Source organism: Microbacterium sp. LMC-P-041 (assembly GCF_030209555.1).
Lineage (GTDB): Bacteria > Actinomycetota > Actinomycetes > Actinomycetales > Microbacteriaceae > Microbacterium.
Genome location: NZ_JARVRV010000002.1, coordinates 23,327 through 45,334 on the forward strand (window position 1 = coordinate 23,327; position 22,008 = coordinate 45,334).

The 22,008-nt window shown below is 64.5% G+C and carries 20 protein-coding genes and 1 tRNA gene; 15 read left to right on the forward strand and 6 right to left on the reverse strand.

What is annotated here, in order from left to right; all coding sequences use genetic code 11:
- Positions 1 to 53: 53 nt before the first annotated feature.
- Both QRN21_RS03965 and QRN21_RS03970 read right to left on the reverse strand, forming a co-directional pair.
- Complete coding sequence (locus tag QRN21_RS03965; protein ID WP_285363192.1) at positions 54 to 488, reverse strand: HIT family protein; 435 nt, start codon at positions 486 to 488, stop codon at positions 54 to 56.
- A gap of 595 nt (positions 489 to 1,083) precedes the next feature.
- A complete protein-coding gene (locus QRN21_RS03970; RefSeq protein WP_285363193.1) occupies positions 1,084 to 1,494 on the reverse strand; it encodes a TIGR02391 family protein in 411 nt (136 codons plus the stop codon).
- A gap of 72 nt (positions 1,495 to 1,566) precedes the next feature.
- Here QRN21_RS03970 and QRN21_RS03975 point away from each other — a divergent pair, with 72 nt between their 5' ends.
- Positions 1,567 to 1,701, forward strand: a complete 135-nt coding sequence (locus QRN21_RS03975; protein WP_258132154.1) for a hypothetical protein — start codon at positions 1,567 to 1,569, stop codon at positions 1,699 to 1,701.
- A 191-nt stretch (positions 1,702 to 1,892) separates the two neighbouring features.
- Here QRN21_RS03975 and QRN21_RS03980 read toward each other — a convergent pair whose 3' ends face one another.
- Positions 1,893 to 2,453, reverse strand: a complete 561-nt coding sequence (locus QRN21_RS03980) for a recombinase family protein (protein ID WP_285363194.1) — start codon at positions 2,451 to 2,453, stop codon at positions 1,893 to 1,895.
- A gap of 231 nt (positions 2,454 to 2,684) precedes the next feature.
- On the opposite strand from QRN21_RS03980, the gene QRN21_RS03985 reads away from it, so the two are divergent.
- The 3 genes from QRN21_RS03985 (at position 2,685) to QRN21_RS03995 (ending at position 4,454) form a co-directional block, all read left to right on the forward strand.
- Positions 2,685 to 3,392: a hypothetical protein gene (locus QRN21_RS03985; RefSeq protein WP_285363195.1), complete on the forward strand. Its 708-nt coding sequence runs from the start codon at positions 2,685 to 2,687 to the stop codon at positions 3,390 to 3,392.
- A 94-nt stretch (positions 3,393 to 3,486) separates the two neighbouring features.
- A complete protein-coding gene (locus tag QRN21_RS03990) occupies positions 3,487 to 3,972 on the forward strand; it encodes a TIR domain-containing protein (RefSeq protein ID WP_285363196.1) in 486 nt (161 codons plus the stop codon).
- A complete protein-coding gene (locus QRN21_RS03995) occupies positions 3,969 to 4,454 on the forward strand; it encodes an HIT family protein (RefSeq protein WP_285363197.1) in 486 nt (161 codons plus the stop codon). The genes QRN21_RS03990 and QRN21_RS03995 overlap by 4 nt, the downstream gene beginning before the upstream one ends.
- On the opposite strand, the gene QRN21_RS04000 is transcribed toward QRN21_RS03995, so the two are convergent.
- Positions 4,405 to 4,854 carry a hypothetical protein gene (locus tag QRN21_RS04000; protein ID WP_285363198.1) on the reverse strand — a complete coding sequence of 150 codons (450 nt, stop codon included), beginning with the start codon at positions 4,852 to 4,854 and terminating at the stop codon, positions 4,405 to 4,407. The two genes, QRN21_RS03995 and QRN21_RS04000, sit on opposite strands and share 50 nt — an antisense overlap.
- 231 nt (positions 4,855 to 5,085) lie before the next feature.
- Here QRN21_RS04000 and QRN21_RS04005 point away from each other — a divergent pair, with 231 nt between their 5' ends.
- The 4 genes from QRN21_RS04005 to QRN21_RS04020 all read left to right on the forward strand — a co-directional run bounded on the left by QRN21_RS04005 (position 5,086) and on the right by QRN21_RS04020 (position 11,795).
- Positions 5,086 to 7,869, forward strand: coding sequence for a DNA methyltransferase (locus tag QRN21_RS04005; protein ID WP_285363199.1), 2,784 nt, complete (start codon positions 5,086 to 5,088; stop codon positions 7,867 to 7,869).
- 859 nt (positions 7,870 to 8,728) lie between these two features.
- Positions 8,729 to 10,306, forward strand: a complete 1,578-nt coding sequence (locus QRN21_RS04010; RefSeq protein WP_285363200.1) for a DNA primase family protein — start codon at positions 8,729 to 8,731, stop codon at positions 10,304 to 10,306.
- Between the two features lie 225 nt (positions 10,307 to 10,531).
- On the forward strand, positions 10,532 to 10,708 hold the full coding sequence (locus tag QRN21_RS04015) for a helix-turn-helix transcriptional regulator (protein WP_285363201.1): 177 nt from the start codon (positions 10,532 to 10,534) through the stop codon (positions 10,706 to 10,708).
- Positions 10,686 to 11,795 (forward strand): tyrosine-type recombinase/integrase, encoded by a 1,110-nt coding sequence (locus QRN21_RS04020; protein ID WP_285363202.1) that lies wholly within the window; start codon positions 10,686 to 10,688, stop codon positions 11,793 to 11,795. Before QRN21_RS04015 ends, QRN21_RS04020 begins: the two co-directional genes overlap by 23 nt.
- 19 nt (positions 11,796 to 11,814) lie before the next feature.
- Here the strand turns inward: QRN21_RS04020 and QRN21_RS04025 are convergent.
- A tRNA-Val gene (locus tag QRN21_RS04025) sits at positions 11,815 to 11,887 on the reverse strand.
- 153 nt (positions 11,888 to 12,040) lie between these two features.
- On the opposite strand from QRN21_RS04025, the gene aceE reads away from it, so the two are divergent.
- The 6 genes from aceE to QRN21_RS04055 all read left to right on the forward strand — a co-directional run bounded on the left by aceE (position 12,041) and on the right by QRN21_RS04055 (position 19,674).
- Positions 12,041 to 14,767, forward strand: coding sequence for a pyruvate dehydrogenase (acetyl-transferring), homodimeric type (gene aceE, locus QRN21_RS04030; protein ID WP_285363203.1), 2,727 nt, complete (start codon positions 12,041 to 12,043; stop codon positions 14,765 to 14,767).
- A gap of 31 nt (positions 14,768 to 14,798) precedes the next feature.
- Positions 14,799 to 16,004, forward strand: coding sequence for a PucR family transcriptional regulator (locus tag QRN21_RS04035; protein ID WP_056278864.1), 1,206 nt, complete (start codon positions 14,799 to 14,801; stop codon positions 16,002 to 16,004).
- 105 nt (positions 16,005 to 16,109) lie between these two features.
- Positions 16,110 to 17,030 (forward strand): ACP S-malonyltransferase, encoded by a 921-nt coding sequence (locus QRN21_RS04040; protein ID WP_285363204.1) that lies wholly within the window; start codon positions 16,110 to 16,112, stop codon positions 17,028 to 17,030.
- Positions 17,027 to 18,028, forward strand: coding sequence for a beta-ketoacyl-ACP synthase III (locus QRN21_RS04045; RefSeq protein ID WP_053096388.1), 1,002 nt, complete (start codon positions 17,027 to 17,029; stop codon positions 18,026 to 18,028). Before QRN21_RS04040 ends, QRN21_RS04045 begins: the two co-directional genes overlap by 4 nt.
- A gap of 68 nt (positions 18,029 to 18,096) precedes the next feature.
- Positions 18,097 to 18,345 (forward strand): acyl carrier protein, encoded by a 249-nt coding sequence (locus QRN21_RS04050; protein ID WP_017202249.1) that lies wholly within the window; start codon positions 18,097 to 18,099, stop codon positions 18,343 to 18,345.
- Positions 18,346 to 18,435: 90 nt separating this feature from the next.
- A complete protein-coding gene (locus tag QRN21_RS04055) occupies positions 18,436 to 19,674 on the forward strand; it encodes a beta-ketoacyl-[acyl-carrier-protein] synthase family protein (RefSeq protein WP_053096389.1) in 1,239 nt (412 codons plus the stop codon).
- A gap of 65 nt (positions 19,675 to 19,739) precedes the next feature.
- Here QRN21_RS04055 and yczE read toward each other — a convergent pair whose 3' ends face one another.
- A complete protein-coding gene (gene yczE, locus QRN21_RS04060; RefSeq protein WP_285363205.1) occupies positions 19,740 to 20,396 on the reverse strand; it encodes a membrane protein YczE in 657 nt (218 codons plus the stop codon).
- Between the two features lie 95 nt (positions 20,397 to 20,491).
- Here yczE and yczR point away from each other — a divergent pair, with 95 nt between their 5' ends.
- On the forward strand, positions 20,492 to 21,895 hold the full coding sequence (yczR, locus tag QRN21_RS04065; RefSeq protein ID WP_285363206.1) for a MocR-like transcription factor YczR: 1,404 nt from the start codon (positions 20,492 to 20,494) through the stop codon (positions 21,893 to 21,895).
- Positions 21,896 to 22,008 lie beyond the last annotated feature (113 nt).

The following is a 22,008-nucleotide window of genomic DNA, read 5'->3' on the forward strand; positions in this document are numbered from 1 at the left end:
GCCCACGCGGCACACGATGGCGCATCCGGACCGAGAGTCCGGGTGCGCCATCGCTATGTCCCGGCGAGACCGGCCCCGGCCACGTCGAAGGCCGCGGCGAGCAGTCCGACGGCCATCGCTTCAGGAAGCGGCTCGAGCGGCCGGCACGCCCTCGGGTCCTCGTCGGGGCCGAGGTCAGGACGAGGGTCGCGGTCTCGGCGTCGCGGGACCAGGTGCGCATGCACATGCGGCCCTGCAGCTCCGGAGAGCACGACATCGACCCGATCGGCTCCGGTCGCTCGGCGGATGATGCGAGAGGCGAACTGGATGTCGACCAGGAAGAGCTCGGCGATCTCCGCCGGCGCGTCGGCGATGTCGTCGTAGTGATCGCGGAGGCTCAGGATGCTTCGGCCGGGGAACCGGGCGTCGGAGAGCAGGCCCACACGCGAGACGGTGAGTCGGCCCACCGGATTGACCACGACGAACCGACACTCTCGACAGATGTCCACGTGGCCTCCTTCCCGGCATCGCCTCGACGTCCGCAAGCCGCTCAGAGTCCACGGAGAACTCTACGAGCGGCGCGACGCCGCAGGAAGAAATCAGCCGACCCTGGCCATTCTCGACCCTGCGGAGTAGAGTTCTGCGCCCCGTCGGAGACACGGGGTGGAGGAGCGTCCGCCTTCAGCAGATGATCGATGCGGTGGGCCCTGCCGGGATCGAACCGACGACATCCACGGTGTAAACGGGCACGACCCCGTTGGACAGTTCATTTCCGGCGTTTCTGAAGTTTCATGGGGCCCCGGATTCTGACTGTTTCTCATGTTGGGGGTACGCCGGGGGTACGCGACGCTCCGATCGCATGCCCGGGAAGGGCCCGGATCCGCTATGGCTCAACGCGAAACTATACATTCGCCACCGCGGAGCCGAGTCCGCCAGGGAAGCCGCTCACCGCCGTCGAGTGCCGCGCGAGCTGCCCTGAGGCGAGACTAGGAACGTTGTCCATTGGCAGTCGTTCGGGCGCAGAGAGGATATTCCTTATCCGGGGTGACACCACGCCAGAGTTTCTGCCCCAAAAAGATGCGGACGGTGGCCTGCGGGGCCCAGCTATGCGGTGACCAATTCGCAGCGATCGATCCATCGGGCAAGGATGCTCAGCGTTGCCAGCTGCTCCAGCGCTTCTTGACGCGCCATGTCGTCAGTCGAGTGAGTGGCGGGGTTACGAATTGCGGAGAAGACGCCCTGACTCATGTTCAGGATGCCCTGACACATCGCCTTGACTGTCAGGTCGGAGTCGTCCCCTCCCCAGCGCAGGCGAGGGCGCCCGGCCTGAGGCGAGTCCAACGAAAACGTCTGTTGCATCAGCCCGGCGTCAGACACGTCGTGACGCCCCACTCGATCTTGGACTTCAGCGTTGAGCATGGTCGCTGCGCGCTGCACGGCCGCGGAAAAGTGCCCCACCTGCCAATGCTTCGAAGCCGCGCCCCACACGCTCGGATGTAGAGCATCTGCTGTCATGGTCGGAGCATCGCTCCCCAGCTTCTCGCGCGTCTCCGCTCCGGTTCGGATGACGCCGAGAGCCTTCTTACATTGATCTATACCGGGCTGAACTACGACAACTTCGTGATCGCTTGGAAGCAGATCGGGCTGGGAGGGGAGGCGGAGGACTCTCTGCAGGATCCTCGCGGTCTGGTCCTCACGCGCCCTGAGCGCATCCAGACCTGAGTGGTTGATCCGCGTGTACGCCTCCGTCGTGGAAGAACTTCCGTAACCATGCGTCACCCATCGAACAGCTGACGCATGTTCGGCCCACCACTCAAGACGCTCAATCGCCCATGCCTCATCCACATTCTCACCATAGCGAGAGGACCGAACGCACGCCCTCCGCGTGAGTACACATTTCGAATCGACGCTGGTCAGAGCGAGGAAATCACCCGATAGAGCGTTGCCTGAGAGATGCCGGTCATGCTCGCGATCTCGGCGCGGCTGTGCTCGCCGGAGGCCAGGAGCTTCTTGATCGTCGTCAGCTTCTTGGCATCCACCTTGGAGGGGCGACCCCCTACGCGGCCCTGCGACTTGGCCGCATCGAGTCCGGCGCGGGTGCGTTCGATCATGGTGGCGCGCTCCAGCTCCGCGAAGGCCGCGAGGATCGTCAGCATGGCCTTGCCCATCGGACCGGCGCCGAGGTCGATCTGCTCGGTGAGGCTCTTGAAGGTCACGCCGCGGTCGATGAGATCTTCGATGACCTCAAGCACGTTCTTTGTGTTTCGCCCCAGTCGGTCGAGCTTCCACACGACGAACGTGTCGCCGCGGTCGAGGCGGTCGAGGGCCCTGTCGAGTTCTGGACGCGATGCCAGCGTGCCGCTCACGCCGTGGTCGGTGTAGAGCCGATCTACCTTCGCCTCAGCCATCGCCGCATCCTGCAAGGCTGTGTCCTGATCCTTTGTACTGACTCGCGTGTACCCGATGATTGCCATGCGGCTATTCTCTCAATACTCGACTCTCAAATCAAGAGGTTTTGCGAGATACTTTTGAGAGGGTGATCTGCTCCTGATCGACGCTCTGAGAGCACTCTCACCCAGCCATCGTTATTGACAGCTCAGAGCGAACAACCGGATCGCGTTCTTACGGCGCGTGCCATGGGCGTGAATCGGGCATGCTCGGTCGAGATGGTCGAAGCGACGCGTCCCCCTGGATATGATTCGGCTATGAATTGGTCCTACGAGCAGTTTCGTGCTGCGCTCTCAGCGCCGAACCAACGAGCGGCTCTGGGCCTCGACCTAAGCGATGCCGAGGCACAGCGCATCGCGGGGGATGAAGCGCTCGGTCGTGCGTACTTCAGCAACTGGCAGCGGGCGAATGCTTACGACGGCACCACGGCCCACTTGCCCAGGGCCGTCTACCCGGCTGTAGTCCCTCAGTCGGGGCAACCCGCGCTGGCGCGGGCCGAGGTTCCCACGAAGAAGGGGATCGGTTGCTTTGGTGTCTTCGTGATCATCATCAGCATCGTGATCGCTATCGTCATCATCACGAACATCGCGGCGCAATCTGGCGACGACGGTTCGGCGGATACCGATGTGGTACCTCAGAAGAGTGCCGAGCAAAAGCAGGACGAGAAGGCGGTTGCGGAGGGCTGGCAGGTCGGCGTCAGCGGTGACATCTACCTGAAAGCCGCCGAGGCTGGTTCTTTCACTTGCGGCACATATGACTGCCTCTGGTACACCGTGACCTCCGTTCATGGCTGCAGTGGCGGTGTCTATGTCAAGGCTGACATCATGTCGAATGGGGCTGCAGTGGGGTGGACGAACGTCATCTCAGCATCGGTTGCTCCGCGGGAGTCCGTTGCAATCCAGATCGAGGACCATCAAGGGATTGGTGATGCCTTTCGCATCGCGGAGACCAGTTGCATGGGCTGAGTAGACCAGAGCCAATCGGCGAGAACCGAGATCAGCCCAGTCGACGCCGGTAACCTGGCACTGCGACATCGAGGTCGCCGCGAGAGAGGACGAGATGGCCAAGTCAGTGTTCTACAGCTTCCACTACGACAACGATGCGTGGCGGGTCCAGCAGATTATCAACATGGGCGCCGTGGAGGGGCAGACGATTCTCAATTCCCAGCAGTGGGAGGAGGTGAAGAGGAATGGTCGGGCGGCGATCGAGAAGTGGATCGACGAGCAGATGAGCTACAAGAAGGCTGTGGTGGTCCTCGTCGGCTCTGATACGGCCGACCGCCCTTGGGTGGACTACGAGATCCGAAAAGCGTGGGACTCGAAGAAGCCGCTCATCGGTATTCGCATCCACGGCCTCGCTGACTCGTCTGGCCACACCGACTCCCCCGGAGCTGACCCCTTTGCGAACGTATCGCTGCGAGATGGAACCAAGATTTCGAACTACGTGAGACTGATCGCTCCTCGCGGTTCAAGCAGCAAGGAGATCCACGCTGACATCAAGGCGAACATCGCAAGCTGGGTCGACCAGGCTTACGCTCGCTCATGAGCGTGGCAGGTGGGGTAGCAGGTTGCCCGTTCTGCGAAATTGTCGATCGTGACGATCCGGACGCACGCGAGGTATTTCGAGATGAGCACACAGTCGCCTTCTTCCCCACCGAGCCCGCTGTGCTCGGGCACACCATGGTCATCCCCCGCGCCCACGTCACCGACATCTGGCACCTCACTGACGATCAGGCGCGGCAGCTCAGCCTGACCACCGTGAGGGTTGCGGCAGCGATTCGCGACAGCTTGAATCCGGACGGACTCAACGTCATCCAGTCCAACGGCGAAGCCGCCAGTCAAAGCGTGATGCACGTGCACATACATCTCGTGCCGCGCAGACAGGGCGATCGCATCGGGCGAATATGGCCGCCGGAAAGCAACTACAGCGAAGCTCAAAAGGACGATGCCTGGGAGACGCTACGGGCTGCCTGTCGAGCTATTGGCAGTGCAGCCAGACCAGTAAAGCTGCCCCCACAAGAAGCATGATGCCGTAGTAGTCGCGCACTGACCACGACCATATGATCTTGCTCCAACGGATCGATTCGCACTGGGCGCGACTAAGGGTCCCGCAAAACCGAGTGGCGTTCATCTCGTAGACGTCCACAGCACCGGCTCGGGCAGCATCAAAGAGCAGTCGGTACTTGCGTTCTTCCCGGAGATATCGCGTGTCAACAACAGCAAACAACAGCACCGCGAACATGCCCAGCAGCGCCACCACCATCGACGGCTTTGTGCCCGCGTACCCGTACGCGGCCGTTGCGATCGTCAAGGCCCATCCCTTGGCGACAGCGGAGGCGGAGGACATCCGCGCAATCGCATTTTGAATGAAGTCCAGGTGTTGACGGTGAGCGTCAGAGAACTGTACTGATGCCTGATCCGCCACCATCTCCCCCAACGTCCTCGTGCCATCAGCTTAGCGTCGCGCCAGTCCAAGATCGATCCGCCTACAGCACTCGCGGTCAAGGGCAAGCGCGGCGGGGCGAAGGCATCTGACGGTGGACTCCGAATTGCGCTCAGGTCGCGATGGGGTGTCACGGACAGCCCGAAGCGACCGTTTCGAGGTCACGAAAGCCTCAGCCCTGACGATAACGTGTGGGATGTGCCCAAGACTCTGTCGATGAACGAGATTCGCTCGCGCGCTGCGCGATTCGCGCGCGACTGGAAGGACGAGCCAGGCGATGAGCGCCAGCAAGCTCAGTCCTTCGTCCGAGATCTGCTCGGCGTGTACGGCATCACCGAGACGCGGGCGGCGTTCTATGAGAAGCGCGTGAAGCGCTCATCGACTGGGTCTCGTGGGTACATTGACGCGCTCATTCCCGGACTCGCGCTGATCGAGATGAAGTCTGCCGGAAAGGATCTCGCTACAGCAGAGCAGCAGGCACTCGACTACATCGATGGCCTCCCCGATCCGGAGGTTCCGCGCTGGGTCATTACGAGCGACTTCCGAAGGTTACGCCTGCTGGACTTGCGGTCAGAGATCGGACAAGCGCCGATGGAGTTCGCACTCGATGAGCTACGCGACAGAGCAGACGATCTGGCCTTCCTCGCAGGGTATGGCGAGAGAGCGTTCGGGTCCAAGACGCAGGAGGCGGCATCCATTCGAGCGGCGAAGCTCATGGCGTCACTCTACGAAGCCCTGGAGGGGTCTGGCTACGACGATCACGAAGCGTCGGTGTTCCTCGTACGGACCCTGTTCGCGCTCTACGCCGACGACGGGGGACTCTGGGACCGTGACCTGTTCTTGGAGTTTCTTGAGACTCGTACTGCCGAGGACGGCTCAGATTTGGGCCCCCAGCTATCTCTCCTTTACCAGGTGATGGGCAGTGCGCCCTCTCGACGACAACGGAATCTCGACGAACTCATCGCCCGCTTCCCGTATGTGAACGGCGGCGTTTTCGAGGAGCCGCTTTCGATCCCCTCGTTCGACACTGCTATGCGCAAACGCCTCACGGACGCGGCGATGTTCAACTGGTCAGCGATCTCACCCGCGATCTTCGGAAGTCTCTTCCAGGCGGTGAAGGACAAAACCGCTCGACGTGAACTCGGCGAGCACTACACGACCGAAACCAACATCATGAAGGTCATCGGGCCGATGTTCCTCGATGAGTTACGGCAGCGCTTCACCGACGGCTACCACGACAGCAAGACGCTGAAGAAGCTTCGCGCCGACATGGGTCGGATGAAATTCTTGGACCCTGCCTGCGGTTGCGGAAACTTTCTGGTGGTCGGATATCGCCAGATGCGTGCTCTCGACCTTGAGGTACTGCTGCGAATCCAGGAGCTATCCGGAGAAACAGCCCGCACGATGTTCTTCACGGAAGAACACCTCGCGGTGAGGCTGTCCAGTTTTCACGGCATAGAGATCGAGGAATGGCCCGCTCAAATTGCAGCGACTGCGCTGCATCTTGTTGAGCACCAGGCGAACCAGGCGATGGAACTGGCCCTGGGTGCGGCTCCCGATCCACTCCCGCTCGACAAGATCAAGAGCATCGTGGTGGGTAACGCGCTTCAGATCGAATGGTCCGAGGTTGTCGAGCCCAGCGCTGACCTATACATCATGGGGAATCCGCCTTTCGTCGGGCACAAGACGAAAGCCGCCGCGCAGCGTGACGATCTGCGAGCCGTGTGGGGCACGTATTTCGACGGCTACCTCGACTATGTAACGGGATGGTTCAAAAAGGCGGCTGACTTCCTTGGAGATCGAGGCGGCCATTTTGCCTTCGTGTCAACGAACTCCATCGTGCAGGGCCAACCCGTACCCGCCTTGTTTCGCCCGTTGTTCGACTCTGGCTGGAGAATCGCGTTTGCTCATCGCACCTTCGCATGGACATCGGAGGCACCTAGCGCTGCTGCGGTGCACTGCGTGGTTACAGGATTCGATCGGGCGACCAAAGCGAAACCCGCTGTACTCTTCGACTACGACGCACCGAGGGGTGAACCTCATCGGGTACCAGTCACGGACCAGATCAATGGGTACTTGCACGACGCGCCCAGCGTGTATGTGAACGCTAGAGAGAAACCACTGGCGGACTTGCCAATCGCATCGTATGGAACGATGCCGGTTGACGGTGGTTTCTTGCTGCTGGACGAAGCAGCCCACGCCGAAGCGATGGCTGACGAGCGGGCGGCGGCATATGTCCGTCCGTTCCTCGGGGCCAAAGAACTGATTCAGGGGAAGTCTCGTTGGTGTCTCTGGCTGGAAGACCTCAATCCAGCAGATCTTCGTCAATCGCCGTTTCTCCGTGAACGGGTCGAAGGGTGCAGAGACTGGCGCTCAGCCCAGACGCCAAGTGGAGACGCATACAAGCTACGCCTGACGCCTCACCTCTTCCGCCCGAACTCCAAGCGTCCGACGAGTGACTATGTATGCGTCCCGGCGCACGTCTCCGAATCACGGATGTTCTTCCCGTCGGCATACGTCGGTCCGGAGACGATCAGCGGCAATGCGAACTTCACGATCGCTGATCCGGATGGTTTGGCGTTCGCGCTTCTATCCTCCTCGGCGTTCCTTGCTTGGCAGAAGGCCGTTGGAGGTCGAATCAAGTCTGACCTGCGGTTCTCGAGCACGCTAACTTGGAACACTTTCCCGCTTCCGCCACTCGATGATGCGCAACGATCGGCCGTCATCGCGGGCGGACAGGCTGTTCTTGATGCGCGAGCACTGCATCCCGAGCGTTCACTCGCCGACCACTACAACGGACTCGCAATGACCCCAGACTTGCTGCGAGCGCATCGCCAGCTCGACGCGGCAGTGGACAAGGCGCTCGGGCTGCGCGGAGCAGCAACCGCTGAAGGACGATTGCGCACGCTGTTCACCTGCTACAGGGACCTCGTAACCGCTGACGAACTCGCGCTGCCGACGAAGAAGCCTCGTCGGCGGGCGACAAAGGCGTCGGTGTGATCGACGAACGGCGAACTTGGCCCTACCCCACGCTCCCCGCCGACGGTCAAGTCACCATCGACGACGACGGCGAGAACCAGACCTGTGAGTGCGGGAATGACGTTTGGGCCTCCGATTGGCGTCATGCAACGAGTGATGGACGGCTTCGGTGGATGACGAACGGTTCCAGCGATCCGGAGGAGTTCGCGGTGTGCCCTGTCTGCGGTCGCGTGTATGCCAATGCCGGCCTCTTTCAGTCTCAGGGCAGCTCGACGCCCGCGGTTGCTCGGTACGACACAAGCAGCGAAGCTTTCAAGGCAGCAGTGGTCGCATATGCCAGCGCCGCATACGGATAGACGAAGGATCGCGGCGTTCCGGACGGATCACGCAAGAGTTTCTCCACTAAAGTCGAGAACGCTGTGAATTGGTCCGGATCACTTGCTCGCTCTCATCGACTGATGCGAGAATGGACCCAGCGGCGCGGTCCGCGGATACCTCGAAAGCCAAGATCTTCACAGCCGCTCTCGTGAATGCAGACCAAAGTGGGACGGGTGTGACACCTTTCCTCGATAAGCTCCCGGGGCGTAATACATAGGCAATCAAAGTAGAACCCCATCACACCCGTCACAGCATTATAGAAATTATCAAGAACAGATCATATAGTGTGCAATTTGCGTTATCTCCACTACATGTAGTAGTGGAGATTTTCTGATAAAATGGACCTATCGACCAACAGCAATCCCTGCAGTCGACTCGTCCCGGACCAAGGACAAACGTCAAATCTGATATAATTCTTATGAGACACTTACTCTTCAATGAGGCCCCGCAGATTCCTTGGTCCGGATGCGGGGCCTCTGCTTACTGAAAGAGTAAGAAACACATGTCAACTGATCACGACCTAGCCGCGCGGGTAACGCCCGCCACAGTCGCTATCGATGCCCACGAAGCCAGCATTCTCGCGAAGCAGGCCGAACCCGACGCGCGACTACTCGCGCACCTCCTCGATGACTCGGTGCTCGCCCAGTTCCTCGCGTACGGTGGAGTACTCGACGGCGAAGACCGCCCACCGCTCCATGATCGAATGGCATACGCGAACGGCGACTGGTACGTCTGGAACGGTGTGATCTGGAGCCGCGAGCGCGAGCCAGTCGCAATCGAAGTCATACGCCGCGAGCTTCGCGACCTCTTCACCACCGCCACACGTGATCCAAACCTGAAGGCGGAACAGGTCAAGCGGCAGAGCGTTCTACTTCAGAAGCAGAAGGCTGCGAACGTTCTATTCTTCCTCCGCGGCCTTCTGACCGCGGATCTGAGCATTTTCGACGCGCATCCGGACCTTCTCAACTGCACGAACGGAGTCGTCGACCTCAGAACAGGGGATATCACTCCTCACGACGCGGTCCTTCGATTCACGAAGGTCACGGGTGTCGAGTACAGCCCCGGAGCCCTCTCGGAGGATTGGTCAGCTGCGCTTCAGGCTGTGCCCGAGGACGTGCGTGATTGGCTCCAGGAGCGATACGGCCAGGCTGCCACCGGGCACATGGTGTCCGACGACACGCTCGTAATTCAGCAAGGCAACGGATCGAATGGGAAGAGCACCATCGAGGATGCGATCTCAGCGGCTCTCGGAGACTTCGCCGCCCTGATCCCCGAGAAGGCGCTCACCGGCAACTCAGGTGACCATCCAACCGATCTCATGACCCTTCGTGGCGCACGTCTCGCAGTGATCGAGGAACTGCCAGAAGGGAAGCATCTGCCCACGAAGAGACTGAAAGATCTTGTGGGCACGAAGCGAATCACCGCCCGTGCCATGCGGCAAGATTTCACGACGTTCAACGCCACTCACTCACTGTTCGTGAACTCCAACTATGTGCCTCAGGTGGCAGAGACCGACCACGGGACGTGGCGGCGTCTCGCCCTCGTACGATTCCCCTATCGGTTCGTCGGCCCCGGAGAGCGGCTGCTGAGCATTCATGACCGTCCGGGCGACCCAGGAATTCGTGAGCGACTGACACGCCCCGAGAACCTGAAAGCGGTCCTCGCGTGGCTCGTCTGGGGCGCGGTGCGGTGGTACGAGCGCGGCCGAACGTTCTCGGAGACCCCAGCCTCGGTCGTGGCCGATACGCAGGCTTGGCGTGAAGACGCCGACCTGATCCTCGCTTATGCGAACGCGCGCCTGATTTTCGACCCGTCGTCTGCTGCGCTCTCCAAGGAAGTTTACGAAGACTTCTCGACCTGGCTCACTGACACCGGTCGGCAGACCTGGAACGACGCGACGTTCACCGCACGCCTCGCAGGCCACGAGCTCGCTGAGAAGAACGGGCTCAGAAAGTCGAAGCAACGCACGGCATCTCTGAACCTTGCCCACCGCTTCGGCCCGAGCTTCTCCGCAACGGTCCCGATCCAGGCGCACGTCTGGAACGGCATCCGATTCAAGCGTGAACAGGACGAGTCGTAGTCTCCGTCTCCGTCGGGTACTTCGGGGTAACCGTGCAGCGCGCGGAGTCGTGGCCCGTAGACGACCACAGCCGAGGAACGGCCCTGGCTCTCCGGAGTCGGGGCCGTTTGGCATTGTAGGTGCGAGAAATGAAGAAAACCCCAGGTCAGACCCCCGTAGCGCGAGGACTGGGGTTTGTGTCAGCCTTGATGAAGACAGAGAGGAGAACCGACAAGAAAGCAAAGCATGAAGCCCCTACTCAAAAGCCGCGAGGTCGCTGCCCTACTTGGCGTCTCCGAACCCACGCTGAGCCGTTGGAGAACCGCTCATGAAGGACCCCCGCATGTTAATCTGAACGGCATCCCGCGGTATCGGAGCGAAGACGTGGAGGGGTTCGTCAATGACCGTATCCAAAACCGCTAACTCGCGATGGCGAGCGTTCGTCAAGTCTGGTCGCACGGTCGTCGCGACCAAGACGTTCGATCTGAAGCGGGATGCTGAACTTTGGGAAGCCGCGCAAAAGCGTGCGCTCGATCTTGGGGAGTTCGTTGACCCGCGGGCGGGTAGGCAGCTCCTTGGTACCGCGCTCGATCGGTGGCACACTCAACGCGAAGGCACAGTGGCGAGCAAGACCTTCAACACCGAGAAGTACGCTCTCGCGCACATGAAGCCTCTCCGCGGTCGCCCGCTCGGCGCGGTCCGCAGCGCAGACCTCGAATCGCTATATGGGGTACTGCTGCGCACTCAAGCGCGGTCCACTGTGATGCGCTTCCGGAACATCGTCTCTGCGTTTTTTAGTTGGGCAGTCGATGAGGCCCTGATCGCGAAAAACCCGGCTCTCGTCTCGCGGGTACCGAAGGGCACCGGTCAGGACACTAAGCGGGAGATATGGCCTTTCACGCTCCAGGAGCTTCGGAAGGCGCACGCGGATATGTCGGCGCTCACCTCGAAGACGAACGCGGACATCCTCCTGGTGCTCGGACTCACCGGCATCCGCTGGGGAGAACTCTCCGCCCTTCGTGTACGGGATGTGCAGCAGCTCCCCTACCCGGCGTTCCGAGTAAGCCGGTCGAAGCCGGACGGTCAACCGGTCCGGACCACGACGAAGGGCGGCGGGGCTCGCACCGTTCCACTCGCAGATGAGGTCTGGGAGATCGTTCAGCCGCTGCTCGACGGTCGCAAGCCGGACGAGCCCCTATTCGCCTCCACATCGGGAACGAACCGCTCCGGACGAAACTGGACGCGAGACAGCCACTACGGCAAAGTGAGCGCGGGTCGGCGTGTCCACGACCTTCGTCACACAGCGGCCACCTTATGGCTGCAAAACGGCGTGGACCTGAAGACCGCGCAGACGTGGCTCGGACACTCGACGGCGAAACTCACCGCCGACACGTACGCCCACTTCATGGGTAGCGATGCGGATTCCGCGGCCGTTCAGCGTATGAACGCGGTGCTGGCGGGGTACGCCGGGGGTACGCGAGACAAGTTGTCCACAGGGGCGTCACACTGAGTTCCCAGTGTTCTCAAGGTGGGCCCTGCCGGGATCGAACCGACGACATCCACGGTGTAAACGTGGCGCTCTACCAGCTGAGCTAAAGGCCCTGGTGCGTCCCAGTCTACAGATGACCCGATGCGCGCTGATGTCGTGGAAGAGGGATAGGCTGAGGGCGGCACGCGTTGTGCACAGCCGACAAGGCTGCCCGCGTCGCTTCCCGTTTCATTGGCATGACCTGCCAGCTTGACGAAAGGCTCCCCGTGACTGTGCACGACCAGGATCCGTATTCCCAGGGCCCCCTCGACAGCGATCCGGAAGAGACGGGCGAGTGGCAGCAGTCTCTCGACGAGCTCGTCGACGCGAAGGGCCACGGTCGTGGCCGCGAGATCATGCTCAGCCTGCTCAAGCGCTCGAAGGAGCTGCACCTGGGCGTGCCGATGGTCCCGACCACCGACTACATCAACACGATCGCGCCGGAGAACGAGCCCGAGTTCCCGGGTGACGAAGAGATCGAGCGCCGCTACCGTGCGTGGATCCGCTGGAACGCCGCGATCACCGTGCACCGCGCGCAGCGCCCCGGTATCGGCGTCGGCGGCCACATCTCGACGTACGCATCGTCGGCCGCTCTGTACGAGGTCGGCTTCAACCACTTCTTCAAGGGCGCAGACCACCCCGGTGGCGCCGACCAGATCTTCATCCAGGGCCACGCCTCCCCCGGCACCTACGCGCGCTCGTACCTCGAGGGCCGCCTGAGCGAAGACCAGCTCGACGGCTTCCGCCAGGAGAAGTCGCACGCACCGCACGGCATCCCGTCGTACCCGCACCCGCGTCTGATGCCGGAGTACTGGCAGTTCCCCACCGTCTCCATGGGACTCGGTCCGATCAACGCCATCTACCAGGCGATGTCGAACAAGTACCTCGAGAACCGCGGCATCAAGGACACCTCGCAGTCGCACGTCTGGGCCTTCCTCGGCGACGGTGAGATGGACGAGGTCGAGAGCCGCGGACAGCTGCAGGTCGCAGCCAACGAGGGGCTCGACAACCTGACGTTCATCGTCAACTGCAACCTCCAGCGTCTCGACGGTCCGGTGCGCGGCAACGGGAAGATCGTCCAGGAGCTCGAGTCATTCTTCCGCGGCGCGGGCTGGAACGTCATCAAGGTCGTCTGGGGTCGCGAATGGGACGACCTGCTCGCCCGCGACACCGAGGGTGCGCTGCTCAACCTGATGAACGTCACCCCCGACGGCGACTACCAGACCTACAAGGCCGAGTCCGGCGCGTACGTCCGCGAGCACTTCTTCGGCCGCGACGAGCGTGCCGCGGCCCTCGTCAAGGACTACTCCGACGACGACATCTGGAACCTGAAGCGCGGTGGCCACGACTACCGCAAGGTCTACGCCGCGTTCAAGGCCGCGACCGAGCACAAGGGCAAGCCCACCGTCATCCTCGCGAAGACCGTCAAGGGCTACGGCCTCGGTCCGCACTTCGAGGGCCGCAACGCGACCCACCAGATGAAGAAGATGACGCTGGACAACCTCAAGACGTTCCGCGACGCGATGCACATCCCGATCACGGATGCGCAGCTCGAGGAGAACCCCTACCTGCCCCCGTACTACAACCCGGGCCCGCAGGACGAGACGATCCAGTACATGCTCGAGCGTCGCCAGGCTCTCGGCGGGTACCTGCCCGAGCGCCGTTCCACTCACGTGGGACTCTCGCTTCCCGACGACACGGCCTATGCGCTTCCGAAGAAGGGCTCCGGCACGCAGGAGATCGCCACGACCATGGCGTTCGTCCGTCTGCTGAAGGACCTGCTGCGCTCGAAGGACTTCGGGCACCGCATCGTCCCGATCATCCCGGACGAGGCCCGCACGTTCGGCATGGACGCGTACTTCCCCTCGGCGAAGATCTACAACCCGAACGGCCAGCACTACACCTCGGTCGACCGCGAGCTCCTCCTCGCCTACAAGGAGAGCCCTCAGGGACAGATCGTGCACGTCGGCATCAACGAGGCGGGCGCCCTCGCGGCGTTCACCGCGGCCGGCACGTCGTACGCCACGCACGGCGAGCCGCTGATCCCGATCTACCTCTTCTACTCGATGTTTGGCTTCCAGCGCACCGGTGACGCCCAGTGGGCCGCCGGTGATCAGATGGCGCGCGGCTTCATCATGGGGGCGACGGCCGGCCGCACCACCCTCACGGGTGAAGGCCTGCAGCACGCCGACGGCCACTCGCACCTGCTCGCCGCCACCAACCCGGCGACGGTCTCGTACGACCCGGCCTACGGCTATGAGATCGCGCACATCATGCGCTCCGGTCTCGAGCGGATGTACGGCGGCAACCACGAAGACCCGAACGTCATGTACTACATCACGCTCTACAACGAGCCGATGGTGATGCCGGCCGAGCCGGAGAACGTGGACGTCGACGGCATCGTGCGCGGCATCCACCTCATCTCCGTCGGCGAGGGCGAGGGCCCGCGTGCCCAGCTCTTCGCCTCGGGCGTCGGACTCCCCTGGGCTCTCGAAGCACAGGAGCTGCTGAAGAACGACTGGGGCGTGATCGCCGATGTCTGGTCGGTCACCTCGTGGACCGAGCTGCGCCGCGACGGCCTCGCCGCCGACGAGCACAACTTCCTGCACCCCGAAGAAGAGCCCCGCACCGCGTACCTCACGCAGAAGCTGCAGGGTGCCGAGGGTCCCGTCGTCGCCGTGAGCGACTACATGCACGCCGTGCAGGACCAGATCCGTCCCTGGGTCCCGCAGCGTTTCGCGACGCTCGGTGCCGACGGCTTCGGCTTCTCCGACACGCGTGCGGCCGCTCGTCGCTTCTTCAAGATCGACGGTCCGTCGATCGTCGTCCGCACGCTGCAGTCGCTCGCCGAAGACGGGGTCGTCGACCGCTCTCTCGCCGCGCAGGCCATCCAGAAGTACAGCCTGCTCGACGTGAACGCCGGCACCAGCGGCAACGCGGGCGGCGAAAGCTGAGTCATCGGTGACGGGTTCCTCTTCGCGCGGCATGGACAAGTCCGCCACGCTCACCTGGCTGCGCCGGATCTCCGGTGACATCGCCTCGGTGACGATCAAGCGCCTCGAGGACACCCTCCCGTGGTACGCCGACATGCCACCAGCCCGCCGCTCTGCGGTCGGGCTGGTGGCCCAGGCGGGCATCACCTCGTTCATCCAGTGGTACGAGGACCCGACGTCGACGCCGTGGATCGCCGCCGACATCTTCGCGGCGGCACCGCGCGAGCTGCTCCGCAGCGTCAGCCTGCAGCAGACCCTCCAGTTGATCCGCGTCACCGTCGAGGTGACGGAAGAGAGGGTCGCCGGTCGGGGTGCAGATCTCCGCGAGGCGATCCTCCTCTACTCTCGCGACGTGGCCTTCGCCGCGGCCGACGTCTACGCACGCGCGGCTGAGGCCCGCGGCCTCTGGGATGCCAGGCTCGAGGCGCTCGTCGTCGACTCGATCCTGACCGGCGAAGCCGACGAAGAGCTGCCGAGTCGCATCGCCGCTCTGGGCTGGCACGGACACGGCGAGGTCGCGGTGCTGGTGGGCACGACTCCCCCGCAGTTCGATGTCGATCTGGTGCGTCGCACGGCGCGCAAGCTCGCGGTCGATGTGCTGATCGGCGTGCAGGGCTCGCGCCTCGTTCTCGTCATCGGGCGGGCACGCGTCGCCGGCCAGGAGCTCGCGGAGGGCGAAGAGGAGGAACTCGGCTTCGAAGAGATCGCGACGCGCCTCGAGCCCTCCTTCGGTCCGGGCTACGTCGTGCTCGGCCCCGCGGTCGCCGCGCTCGTCGACGCGAGCCAGAGCGCCCGAGCCGCCCTCGCCGGGTTCGCCGTGGCGCGGGCGTGGCGGAGCGCTCCGCGGCCCGTCGACGCCGACGACCTGCTTCCCGAGCGTGCCCTCGCCGGTGATCCGCTCGCCAAGCAGACGCTGATCGAGCGCATCTACCGACCTCTGCAGGCCCATTCGACCGACCTGGTGACGACGCTGTGGAGCTACCTCGACAACGGTCGCTCGCTCGAGGCGACCGCCCGCGAGCTGTTCGTGCACCCGAACACCGTGCGCTATCGCCTGAAGCGCGTCAGCGAGGTCATCGGCTGGGACGCCACGGGCCCACGCGAGGCTCTGATCCTGCAGACGGCGCTCATCCTCGGTTCGATCGGCGCCGCCGAGCAGGTGCGACGTCGCCCTCCGCTGCGGCGTCCCTCACGCTGATCGCCGCACGAGACGCCCTTCAGCTGTACGCCACACACAAGGGTTCTTCGGAATCTTGTGATGGATCATCCACCACTTCTGTCAGATCGTTGGCAGACTGGGGTGGTGATTGTCGTCGTATGCCCTGGACAGGGCTCGCAGACCCCCGGTTTCCTCTCCCCCTGGCTCGAGCTGGACGGCGTGACGGAGACTCTCGCCTCGTACTCCGAGGCCTCCGAGGTCGACCTCTCGCAGCACGGAACGGTGTCGGATGCTGACACGATCCGCGACACGCGCATCGCCCAGCCGTTGATCGTCGCCGCGTCCCTCATCGCCGCCGCCGCACTCACCGCTCGCGCGGGACGCCGAGCAGACGGCGTCGCCGGACACTCCGTCGGCGAGATCGCCGCACTCGTCGGCAGCGGAGTGATCGATGCCGAGACCGGCATGCGCCTCGTCGGCATCCGCGGCCGCGCGATGGCCGATGCCGCCGCCCAGACTCCGACCGGCATGAGCGCCGTGATCGGCGGAGACGAGGAGGCCATCCTCACCCGTCTGAGCGAGCTCGGTCTCTCCCCCGCCAACTACAACGGCGGCGGCCAGCTCGTCGTGGCCGGTGAGCTCGCCGGGCTCGATGCTCTCGCCACCGAGCCCGTCAAGGGCACCCGCGTCATCCCTCTGCAGGTGGCGGGCGCGTTCCACACCTCGTTCATGGGGTCGGCCGTCGCCGCGCTGCGTGACGCCGTGTCGACCGTGACTCCCGCAGATCCCGACATCACACTGTGGACCAACCGCGACGGCTCGGTCGTCCGTGACGGTTCGCAGGCGTTGACCTATCTCGTCGACCAGGTCTCCTCGCCGGTGCGCTGGGACCTGTGCATGGCCTCGTTCGCCGACCAGGGGATCACCGGCCTGATCGAGCTCGCCCCGGCGGGCGCGCTGACCGGTCTCGCCAAGCGCGGCCTGCGCGGCGTGCCGACCGTCGCCGTGAAGACCCCCGATGATCTCGATGCGGCCGTCGCGCTGCTGAACGGAGAAGCCGCATGAGCCCCACCCTGAACCAGATCACCGGTCCCGCCTACACCCGCATCTACTCCTTCGGTGCTGCCCGGGGCGAGAACGCCGTGCCGAACGAGGACCTCATCGGACCGATCGACTCGAGCGACGAGTGGATCCGCCAGCGCACCGGCATCGTCACACGTGTCCGCGCGGACAAGGACACGGACGCGATCGATCTCGCCGCGATCGCCGGCGCTGAGGCCATCGAGAAGTCGGGCATCCCCGCTGACCAGGTCGACCTCGTGATCGTCGCCACCATCAGCAACCCCAAGCAGTCGCCGTCGGTGTCCGCGATCGTCGCCGACCGGGTCGGTGCCAACCCCGCCGCGGCCTACGACGTGAACGCCGCCTGTGCCGGCTATGCCTATGCGATCACCCAGGCGGACGCGCTGATCAGGTCCGGCGCCGCCCGCTACGCGCTCGTGATCGGAACCGAGAAGCTGTCCGACGTCGTCGATCCGACCGACCGCAGCATCTCGTTCCTGCTGGGCGACGGTGCCGGAGCCGCGCTCATCGGCCCGAGCGACACGCCGGGCATCGCGCCCGCAGTGTGGGGATCGGACGGGTCGAAGGCCGACGCTGTCGGCATGAATGCGACGCTCACCGAGTTCCGCGACGGCGAGGTGCCGTGGCCCACCCTTCGTCAGGAGGGCCAGACGGTCTTCCGCTGGGCGGTCTGGGAGATGGCGAAGGTCGCGCGCGAGGCGCTCGACCGGGCCGGCGTCGAGCCGACGGACATCGCCGCGTTCATCCCGCACCAGGCGAACATGCGCATCATCGACGAGTTCGCGAAGCAGCTCAAGCTTCCGGAGAGCACCGTGATCGCCCGCGACATCGAGACCACCGGCAACACGTCGGCGGCCTCCATCCCGCTCGCGAGTCACCGTCTGATGGCCGAGCACCCCGAGCTCTCGGGCGGCCTCGCACTGCAGATCGGCTTCGGCGCGGGTCTCGTGTTCGCCGCTCAGGTCGTCGTCCTTCCCTGACAACGCGCCGACTTTCCATAGACTGTTCCACGGTTCCGAATACAACCCGTAAGAAAGAGGAAGACCACATGGCTTTCACCAACGATGAGGTCCTCGCTGGCCTCGCAGAGCTGATCACCGACGAGACCGGCATCAACGCCTCCGAGGTCGCCCTCGAGAAGTCGTTCACCGACGACCTCGACATCGACTCGATCTCGATGATGACGATCGTCGTCAACGCCGAGGAGAAGTTCGGCGTCACCATCCCCGACGACGAGGTCAAGAACCTCAAGACCGTCGGCGACGCCGTCAACTTCATCGTCGCAGGCCAGGAGTAATCCACGCAGGATGCCACCCCCGCGTCTGCGGGGCGTGGCATCCTCCGCCTTGCCCGCCCTCTGCTCGACCCGCCTGACAAGGAACCACACATGACCAAGCGCATCGTCGTCACCGGCATCGGCGCCACGTCCGCCATCGGCGGGACAGCTCCCGAGAACTGGACGAACCTGCTCGCAGGCCAGTCCGGCACCCGCACTCTCGAGCACGACTGGGTGCAGCAGTACGAACTCCCCGTGACCTTCGCCGCTGAGGCGATCGTCCGCCCCGAAGAGGTCCTTCCCCGCCACGAGGCGAAGCGTCTCGACCCGTCGTCGCAGTTCGCGCTCATCGCAGCGCGCGAGGCTTGGGCGGATGCCGGCTCGCCCGAGGTCGCACCCGAGCGCCTCGGTGTCGACTTCGCCACCGGCATCGGCGGCCTCTGGACCCTCCTCGACGCCTGGGACACCCTGCGCGAGAAGGGACCGCGCCGGGTGATGCCACTGACCGTTCCGATGCTGATGCCGAACGCCGCTGCCGGCAACCTGTCGCTGCAGTTCCAGGCTCGCGCCTACGCGCAGACCGTCGTGAGTGCCTGCGCATCGAGCACCGAGTCGATCATCCACGCCTTCCACCACCTGCAGGACGGTCTCGCCGACGTCGTGATCGCGGGTGGCACCGAATCCGCCATCCACCCGATCACGATGGCTTCCTTCGCCTCGGCTCAGGCCCTGTCGCGGCGCAATGACGACCCGGCGACCGCCTCGCGCCCCGGCGCGATCGACCGTGACGGCTTCGTGATGGGAGAGGGCGCTGCGGCGCTGATCCTCGAGACCGAGGAGCACGCCCGGGCGCGCGGCGCCAAGATCTACGGCTACGTGCTCGGCGGTGGCGTCACGGCAGACGCCTATCACATCACGGGCAATGACCCCGAGGGCAACGGTGCGGCCCGCGCCGTCACCCAGGCTCTCGACGAGGCCGGCATCAGCGCCGACCAGGTGGCCCACATCAACGCCCACGCGACGTCGACCCCGGTCGGCGACCCCAACGAGTACGTCGCACTCAAGAAGGTCTTCGGCGACCGGATCGATGAGATCCCCGTGTCGGCCACGAAGGCGTCGACGGGGCACCTGCTCGGCGGCACCGGAGCCCTCGAGGCGATCTTCTCGCTGCTCGCCCTGCGGGACCGCGTCGCTCCGCCGACCATCAACATGACCGAGCCCGACCCGGCTGTGCCGTTCAAGCTCTCGGGTGAACCGCAGCCCCTCGGCGACGGTCAGCTCTACGCGATCAGCAACTCGTTCGGCTTCGGCGGGCACAACGCCGTCGCCGTGTTCGCAAGCGCCGACTGACTGAGGTGGAAGAGAGAACGGCCCCCGGGTGATCTCGGGAACCGTTGTCGTCGACAGCGGTGGGACTACGCGCGGGCGAGCTGTCGTGAGCGAGCCGCCCGCACCCTCGTCGTCCAGGGCAGGAACCACCCGATCAGCGGCCCCACTCCGAACGCGAAGAGCACGGTTCCCACGCCCACAGGTCCGCCGAGCAGGAACCCGATCAGCAGCACGCTGCCCTCGATCAGAGTGCGGACGAGCCAGACCGGCCAGCCCGTTCGCCCGACGAGACCCGTCATGAGGCCGTCGCGCGGGCCGGGACCGAAGTCCGCGGCGATGTAGAGCCCGGTGGCGAACGCGAGGAGCAGCAGCCCCGCCACGAACATCGGGGCACCCACCCACACCGACGGGGGCACGGGGAGGACGAACAGTGCGAGATCTGCACTCGGTCCGACGAGCAGTGCATTGAGCAGCGTGCCGAGACCGACGCGCTGCCGCAGGGGGATCCACAGGAGCAGCACCAGCACGGAGACGAGCACCGTCACCACCCCGTAGCCGATGCCTGCGTTGCCGGCGATGCCGAGAGCGAGGACATCCCAGGGCGCGACACCGATGCCTCCGCGCACCATCAGACCGAGTGCCACACCGTAGAGGAACAGCCCGACGAGCAACTGGACGATGCGCTCGACGACGTCACGACGACTGGTGGCTGCGATGGGGAGGAAGACGGAACGGAGCTGCATCCCTCCATCGTGCACCCGCCGAGGATGCGCGCCAGACGTCCACTCGACGAGAAGTGGCCTGCTTTCCTCAGGCCACTTTGCGGCATGCTGGAGAGATGACCTCACGACTCGTCCAGCAGCTCGGCGCACAGAACGTCGCCGGCGGTACAGCGAAGGCCCTGGCCGAACAGATCCGTGCGCTGATCCTCGACGGTCGACTGACGGTGGGCGAGCGTCTGCCCTCCGAGCGAGCGCTCGCCCTCGAGCTGCGACGGTCCCGCTCCACCACGACCCGCGTGTACGGGCTCCTCGAGCTCGACGGCTACGTCTCGCGTCGGCACGGAGGCAGCACCCGTGTCACACTTCCGCACACCGCAGCACGTGTCGGTCCTGTGGCTGACGCCTCGGCGATCGATCTGTCGATCGCCTCGATGGATTCGACGCCGGGGCTGTACGACGCGACGGTACGATCGCTCCCCCGTCTGGCCGCGCTGCGCGGCACGAGCGGATACTCGCTGCAGGGCCTCCCTGAACTGCGTGACGCAGTCGCCGAGCGCTTCACGCAGCGGGGGCTCCCGACGGATGCCGACGAGATCATGATCACGTCCGGCGCCCTCCACGCGTTCAACCTGCTGCTCGCGACGATCGGCCGACGCGGAGAGCGTGCACTCGTCGAGCAGCCGACCTTCCCGCACGCTCTCGAGGCGCTCCACCGCCATGGCTACCGACTGGTGCCGACTCCGGTGGATGTCACCGGGTGGGATGAGCGCCACATCGCCGACACGCTTCTTCGCAGTCGCCCCCACCTGGCGTATCTGATCCCCGACTTCCACAATCCCACCGGCGCGACGCTGCCCGACGCGGCCCGGTCACGCATAGCGGCGACGGCGCAGAGCGTCGGGACGCATCTCGTCGTCGACGAGACGACCGCGGAGCTCGACATCGATCGAGGCTGGACTCCACGTCCTCTCGCGGCGTTCGGCCCGCGCGTCATCACCGTCGGCTCGATGTCGAAGATCGCCTGGGGCGGCATGCGCATCGGCTGGATCCGTGCCGACCGCGCGATGATCACCCGCCTGCTCGCCGTCCGCCCCTCGTTCGAGCTCGGCACGGCGCTGCTCGAGCAGTGCATCGCCGTCGAGCTGCTGCGCGAGATGCCCGCTCTCACCGCGCACGTCGCGTCACGCCTGCACGCGGGTCGGGATGCCGTGGCGGCGGGACTCGAATCGATCGAGAGCCTCTCGATGCCTCAGACGAACGGCGGACTGTCCGCCTGGCTCGATCTCGGCGCTCCCGTCTCGACGGAGTTGTCGCTGGCCGCACGTGATCACGGGCTGATCCTCCCGCCCGGACCTCGCTTCTCCACGGGTGGCGTACTCGAGCGGCGCCTGCGCATCCCGATCACGCTGCCCCCGGAGCGCACCGCCGAGGCGATGCAGCGACTGCGGCTCGCGTGGGACGACGTGATGTCCGGCGGAACCACCGCCCGCACCGACATGGCCCGGTCAGCCGTCATCTGACGGACGAAGACCCCGTCCCTGTTGTCCAGGGGCGGGGTCCTCGTCATGTATGGAAAGGGAATTCGCCTTCTCAGCGTCCGGGATCGCTCACCGGCATCCGATACTCGCGCCTT